A 6,632-nucleotide genomic window follows, 5' to 3' on the forward strand; every position below is an offset into this window, starting at 1 on the left:
TATCGAACGACATGTTCATCTGATCCAGCTGTACCTCATGGTAGAGTTAGGCTATGAACTACCGGATTTAGACGAGTTATTGCTGTGGGCGTCGCGGGATCCAAATCCACACAGGGAACGGTTACGTGAGCAGATTGAATGGGGTGAGTTCACCTTTGATCACCACTAAACTAGAACGTATGTACTCGTCGTCCTGGGTGTCGGTGCCTACGTGCTTTCTGACTTCGCGAGTATCACGGCGCTCATTCCAGCCTTCTTCGGCGTTGTCATCGTCATCTTGGGCGTGGTGGGACGCCAGCAGCCGGCTCGGCAACGGCTTGCTGCTTACGGAATCGGTCTCTTGGCGGTGCTCGGCGTGCTGGGGTCGACACGAGGGATTCCAGCGATTATCGCGTTGCTGACCGGCGACTCAGTCGACTCCGTTATCGCGACCGTTTCCCAGGGCGCGATGATCGTCATCTGTCTCGTCCTCCTCGCCACCGTAATCCAGTTCGTCCGCGATACGGGTGCTTCAACGAATCCGTGAACAAGCACATCACCAGCGCCGTCTCTCCAGGAATTGGCAACAACTGATTCCCGACAGAGTGTGTATTCGTCTAGAAGCCCTCGCCAACGGGTAGCGGTTGGGTCTATATATGGCTCTGGCGGTGAGGCCATTATTCGCCGAGAAGCGCCCGAAATGAATTTGCCGCGAGGAGACCGCCACTCGTGACGACCGCTCCCATCGCAAACACCGGATTCAGCAAGCCCACAGCCGCGAGCGGAATCGTGATCACATTGTAGAGAAGTGCCACCGCGTTATTCTGTCTGACGCGACGACGGGCCGCATCTGCGAGGTCGAACGTCGTCTCGACTGTCGAGAGGTCGTCATCCACGATAGAAATATCCGCGGCATCAGACGCGAGCGCCGTCCCACCGCCGAGCGAGATTCCCAGATCGGCCGTCGCAAGGGCCGGAGCATCGTTCGTCCCATCACCGACCATCATGACCTGCCCCCGTGACTGTAATCGGCGAATCGTCGCGGTCTTACCCGCAGGTGGAACTCCCGCAAACACGTGATCGACGCTAGGGTGTGTGGCGAGGAATTCAGTGGCAGCCTCGTCATCGCCAGTAAGAACAACGACCTCGATATCACGGTCACTTAGTTGCGTGAGCGTGTCCTCCCAGCCCGCTCGTGGCTCGTCACCCACGATGATAACGCCCTCGGCTCGACCGTCACGACCGACGACGACCGGAAGTCGACCGACGCCACGAGCTGCTGTTGCCCGGGTTTCGACATCGTCGCTCACCGACCACTCTAAGTCTGCGAAAAGATCGAGATTGCTCACGAGAATCCGCGTGTCCTCGACGATCCCCTCGACGCCGGTCGCGTGGCTCGTGAACTCGGTGATGCGCTCTGCTCGCCTGTGGTTGTCTTCATTAGCGACCCCACTATCTGTTCTGGGATCCTCACTAGCTTGCTCCTCTTGGGCGAATGCGGTCGCGATCGCGTCCGCCGCCGGATGCGATGCTCGCTGCTCCAGGTCTGCGACGACCTTCAAGAGATCAGCAGGTGCATTCGCCTCGAGAACCTCCATCCGGCCGGTCGTGATGGTGCCCGTCTTATCGAAGACAACGACGTCGACGTTCCGAAGGCGTTCGAAGACGGTTTCGTCGAATACGACGATGCCGCGAGTTACTGCCTCTTCAATACTCGTTGCGACGGAGAGCGGCGTCGCGAGCCCGAGTGCCCAGGGACACCCGACCAAGAGCACTGACAACGTCGTCAGGACAACGAGCGAGACGTCAGACCCAGTCACGAGCGACCAGCCGCCGGCGAGTACCGCTCCGCCCACGACGACTGGAATGACGATCGACGCGAGCCGGTCGGCCTGTCGCTGGACGCCGTGGTCCCCACTTTGGAGATTCCAGACCGATGTGATGAGGCGGTCGATGCTGCTGGATTGACTGTCACTCACCGTGAGTACAGCAGCGCCGTCTGTGACGACCGCACCGCCGACGAGGTCGTCACCCGCTCGCTTCAGCACTGGGAGCGATTCGCCCGTAACGATTGCCTCATCGATCGTACACTCCCCCTCGGCAAGCACCCCATCGATCGGGATGCGTTCGCCCTCACGGACGAGAACTCTATCTCCTGGGTCAAGATCGCTCACGTCGACCGTCGTCGTGGTCCCGTCGGCGTCATATCGTCTGGCGTCAGTGACGTGCGAAATGGTGAGGTCCGTCAATCGATCCATCGCCCGCTGTTTGCTCAGTGATTCGTAGAAGATCGCAGCGACCACACTCGCGGCGATCACGATCGTTAGGTCGTAGTAGACGTCGATCCGCCCGAGGAGAAAGGCGATCGTGCTGTACACATAGGCGCTCACGACGGTGAGTGCGACGAGCAGGTCCGTGTTCGGTTGTCGCATCTTCAGACTGACATACGCACCTTGTAACAGCGGGAGGCCGGTGAACACCAGAACCACACCCGTCAGAACGAGAAAGAGCGGCAGGATCAACAGGCCATCTCCACCGCCAATTCCGGACGCACTCGCATACATGCCAAGCGTCCCATCGCCGAAGAACGACGAGAGCTGCGCCGGATAGAGGAGCACCGCGTACGGGAGGAGCATGAACGTCCCGAAAATAACGCCAGCAGCGTAGCGAAATCCGAGCACCTCGTCGATATCCCGGCCACCCGTCTCGTCTTGCCGCCGCGACTGGCCGACCGCAGTCAGTACATTATCACTACCACCGTCACGACGCGTTGCCGTATAGCCGAGCGGACTCAGCGCGTCACAGAGTGCGTCCGCCGAGATGCGAGTGGGATCGTACTCGACGCGAATCGTCTCGGTGACGTAGCTCGCTGCAGCGTCGGTGACCCCTGTACAGTCGTCAGCGATCGATTCCAGAAAGGCTTCACACGTCGCACAGTGCATCCCATCCACCTGAAGGAAAACGTCGTGGGACTCTGTCTGAGCTCGCTGAGTACCAGCGTCGGGAGGGAGGCTTTCGGAACTGGCTGCAACCGCTTCCATTCGTCTGGATTCCTCGTGATCGTCCACATCTCCCTCACCGAGTGTCCGTTGGACATCTCGACACCCAGAACAACAGAACACAGTGTCGCCGTCCCCGTAGATCGGATCACCCTGAATATCTTGTCCACAGAGCCTGCATGTTGTAGACCGTGAGTGAGGAGGCGACAGAATTACTCACCAACACTGACCGCCATAGAGAACTCTGGATTGGTAGATGATGCGTCCCTCGCCGAGGCCTGCCATTACTGGTGGCTTAGATGCGTCGATACTAAACGGTGTTCAATGGATGTTCGGTCAGTCGCTCGGCCCGATTGAGGTGGAAGAATCCCACTGATGAGTTCACTGGCAGATGGAGCTAATACGATGTTGTCAGGACTCGATACTGGGCTGCAGCAACAACCCTGTTGCGGTAATTTCGCACCCTTGAATACCCGTTCCACCGAACAGAAGGAGTATGAACGTCTCGAGTATCGCAGTCGATGAATCCGTCTCGGCCGTCTTTCCCCCCGAACAGCTACGGGACGCGCTCACGGACGCCGTCGACGTGGCAATCATCGACGCCGGCGTTGACTCGGTCGAACCGTACGACGCCGTCGTCACGATGGCCTATCACGAGAGCTACCTCGAGGGGGTCGACTGGATACACTCGATTCAGGCCGGTGTCGATCGCTTTCCCTTCGACGAGTTACGCAAGCACGGGGTGCTCCTCACAAACAGCAGTGGCATCCACGGGCCGGCGGTCGGCGAGACCGTCGCGGGATACATGCTTTCGTTCGCACGTCGACTGCTGCCAGCCGTGAAATCGCAGACCCAACGGGAGTGGTCGCCACCCGCATGGGACGACGCATATACGCTGGCAGACGAGCGTTGTTGTATCGTCGGATTAGGGACGCTCGGACGGGGAATCGTGGACCGGGCGACCGCGCTCGGACTCGACGTCGTCGGCGTTCGTCGCTCCGGCGACCCTCTCGATGGAGTTCGAACAGTCTACACATCGGACGACCTCCATACGGCGATCCGGGATGCGAAGTTTGTCGTGCTCGCGATACCGCTCGTCGACGAAACTCACCACCTCATGACCACCGAGGAATTCGCCGCGATGCGAGACGACGCGATTCTGATCAACGTCGCGCGTGGCCCTGTCGTCGACCAGGCGGCGCTCGTCGACGCCCTCGAAGCTGGGGCGCTCGGTGGCGCTGCACTCGACGTCTTCGAGGCGGAACCGCTGCCCGAGGAGTCTCCACTCTGGGAACTCGAGGAGGTTCTCATCACCCCTCACTGCGCGGGGTTCACTGAGGACTACTATCGGAACGTCGCGGACCTCGTCCGAGAGAACCTCGCCCACATCGACGCCGACGAGGACCTCGTCAATCGGATCGTGTAGCTGAGTGGCTTAGGATTACGCAGATCGCACAGGTCGAACAGAGACACCCGACAGACCCAGGCTACAGTTGTTCAGTGATATGATCTATGAGTAGCGTCCGGTGACAGCGTTTCTGGTCGATGTTTTCGAAACAGACGAAGACGAGGTGCTCGTCGTCACGAAGTCTGTCTGTGACCTCAGCAACTGCCTCCTGAGCATCCGCAGCTTCGGAAAGATGTGTTCGGTACCGGTCCTCGAATCCGACCTCGTCCCAGGCAGCATTATGGGCGCCCTCGTCACACATCCCCTGCATTTTGAAATCCTCGTGGCGCTGTTTGAACTCGTCGAGGAGGTCTGCTGGGGGACCAAGTGATGGATAGTTCTCGTCGACCGTCGTTCTGAACCAGCCGGTTGGTCGTCGAACGACGCCCACGAGCGTAGCTTCCGGGGAAATGTCTGCGAGATCATGATGTAGCGCTGCGACGTACGTATCCTCAAGATGGTCAGGTGTGGTCATGATCTCTGTCTCAAGGGTAGCAGTCCAGGATAGTGAACCTCCCGGCGACAGTCGCTGTCCACGACTATGGGATTTTGTGGCTCTGTTGAACCCTCAACAACTGTCGAGACTGGCATGCAAAATAAAGAAGGGTATTCAATAAACGCGTCACATCTTCCAGACATCTTGGAGTGCGTCCGGGTAATGCTTAATCCGGTCGATCATGGGAGTGATCGTACTCGGAAGCGAACTGCCTGCATGACTCTTCTCCCCGATCGGGACGCTCGAAATCCTGTGTCTGGGTTACGCTCACGGCATAGTCTTTTGCCCGCTGTCCGCGTAGTTCTTCCCCATATATGTCGACCGAAGCGCTCGATTTAACGGAACCCGAACTGGTGTCCGAGGACCTCCTCGTTCTCGACGATCCGCAATTCGTCCCCGAAACAGTGGTCGTCGTGACAGGGGCAGCATCGGGTATCGGTCAAGCCACTGCTATCGCCCTGGCGGCGAATAGTCTCACGGTCATCGGTGCCGACATCGACGAGGACGGCATCCAAGAGACGATCGATATCGCCGAGGACCTCGGCACACCGGGTGAAGTACGCGTAGTACCGACCGACCTCACGAACGATACTGACGTCGAGACGATGATCGAAGTTGCAGCCGAGCAGGGCGAACTCCGATACCTTGCGAATATCGCGGGGCTGCAACACATCGCGTCCATCCCGGATTTCCCCGTGGAGAAGTACGATCTTCTCCTTGATATCATGCTCCGGGTTCCGTTTCTGACCACGAAAGCCGCGATGCCACACATCCACGCGACCGATGACGGCGTCGGCGCTATCGGCAACATGTCCTCCGTCCACGGTCATTTCGCGACTCAGGACAAGCCAGCCTATATCATCGCCAAGCACACCTCAGCGGGTTGACGAGGGCTATCGCTCCTGAGGAAGAGGGAAACTTCGGGGCTTCTCTGTCAGCGTTGGCTACGTGCTGACCCCACTCATGGTGAATCAGATCAAGGACACGGCCGCGGAGCGCGGCATCTCCGAACGGGAGGTTGTTGAGGACGTGATGCTCGGGCAGGCCCGTACGAAAGAGATGATGACTCCCGCCGAAGTTGCGAACCTCTTCGTGTTCGGGTTCTCTCGGCATGGAAAGCACCTCAATAGCGGGGACCTGCTCTGGGACGGTGGCTACACGACGACCTATGAATGACGAAGCACCGACGAAGGTCGCCATCGCCTGTCAGGGTGGCGGAAGTCACACAGCTTTCACTGCCGGTGTTCTGAAAGGGCTCTTGCCCGAACTCGCTCCGGAGTACGACCTTGTCGGAATGAGCGGCACCTCCGGCGGCGCGGTCTCGGCGGTCGCTGCGTGGCAGGGACTCTACGTCGATGGCCCTGGCGGCGTACGCGAGCGCCTCGACTCCCTTTGGTCGGCGATCGCCGCCTCCTCACCACCGGAGCGTCTCCTCAACGAGTAGACTAAGTGGAGCCTCCAGTAAGTTCTTACCCGGTTACGTAGCGAATCCTACGGAAACACGCGGGGAGTACTCTGCTGTCAAGAGTTCCGCTCAATCTATCAGGTCCCCAACTGGGTACGGATTAACTGGAGGGTCCACTAATACTGACGGCTAAAAGTTCATAGAGTTCGAGTCAGTAATGGCCGTATGGCCAATCTGGAGAACGTCTCTACCGAAGACCTCCGCCAGATCTTGGCGGAGGTCGATGACGGTGCAGCAGTACAGCGG

The 6,632-nt window shown here is 59.0% G+C and carries 5 protein-coding genes and 2 pseudogenes; 5 read left to right on the plus strand and 2 right to left on the minus strand.

The annotated features are described in order from the left end of the window. Both LCF40_RS22630 and LCF40_RS22635 read left to right on the plus strand, forming a co-directional pair. A pseudogene (locus LCF40_RS22630) lies at positions 1 to 169 on the plus strand (IS4 family transposase); the annotation flags it as partial. Between the two features lie 42 nt (positions 170 to 211). Next, positions 212 to 526: a hypothetical protein gene (locus LCF40_RS22635; RefSeq protein WP_224830390.1), complete on the plus strand. Its 315-nt coding sequence runs from the start codon at positions 212 to 214 to the stop codon at positions 524 to 526. Positions 527 to 656: 130 nt separating this feature from the next. Here the strand turns inward: LCF40_RS22635 and LCF40_RS22640 are convergent, their stop codons facing one another. Beyond that, positions 657 to 3,047 carry a heavy metal translocating P-type ATPase gene (locus LCF40_RS22640; protein ID WP_224830391.1) on the minus strand — a complete coding sequence of 797 codons (2,391 nt, stop codon included), beginning with the start codon at positions 3,045 to 3,047 and terminating at the stop codon, positions 657 to 659. A 427-nt stretch (positions 3,048 to 3,474) separates the two neighbouring features. Between LCF40_RS22640 and ddh the strand changes: the two genes are divergently transcribed. Next, positions 3,475 to 4,404: a D-2-hydroxyacid dehydrogenase gene (gene ddh / locus LCF40_RS22645; RefSeq protein ID WP_224830392.1), complete on the plus strand. Its 930-nt coding sequence runs from the start codon at positions 3,475 to 3,477 to the stop codon at positions 4,402 to 4,404. 61 nt (positions 4,405 to 4,465) lie between these two features. Here the strand turns inward: ddh and LCF40_RS22650 are convergent, their stop codons facing one another. Then, complete coding sequence (locus LCF40_RS22650; protein ID WP_224830393.1) at positions 4,466 to 4,900, minus strand: DUF488 family protein, N3 subclade; 435 nt, start codon at positions 4,898 to 4,900, stop codon at positions 4,466 to 4,468. Between the two features lie 335 nt (positions 4,901 to 5,235). Here LCF40_RS22650 and LCF40_RS22655 point away from each other — a divergent pair. Next, a pseudogene (locus LCF40_RS22655) lies at positions 5,236 to 6,097 on the plus strand (SDR family oxidoreductase). After that, positions 6,090 to 6,365 (plus strand): patatin-like phospholipase domain-containing protein, encoded by a 276-nt coding sequence (locus tag LCF40_RS22665; RefSeq protein ID WP_224830396.1) that lies wholly within the window; start codon positions 6,090 to 6,092, stop codon positions 6,363 to 6,365. Before LCF40_RS22655 ends, LCF40_RS22665 begins: the two are co-directional and overlap by 8 nt. Positions 6,366 to 6,632: the final 267 nt, after the last annotated feature.

Origin of the sequence: Saliphagus infecundisoli (assembly GCF_020177375.1) — an archaeon.
GTDB classification, from domain to species: domain Archaea; phylum Halobacteriota; class Halobacteria; order Halobacteriales; family Natrialbaceae; genus Saliphagus; species Saliphagus infecundisoli.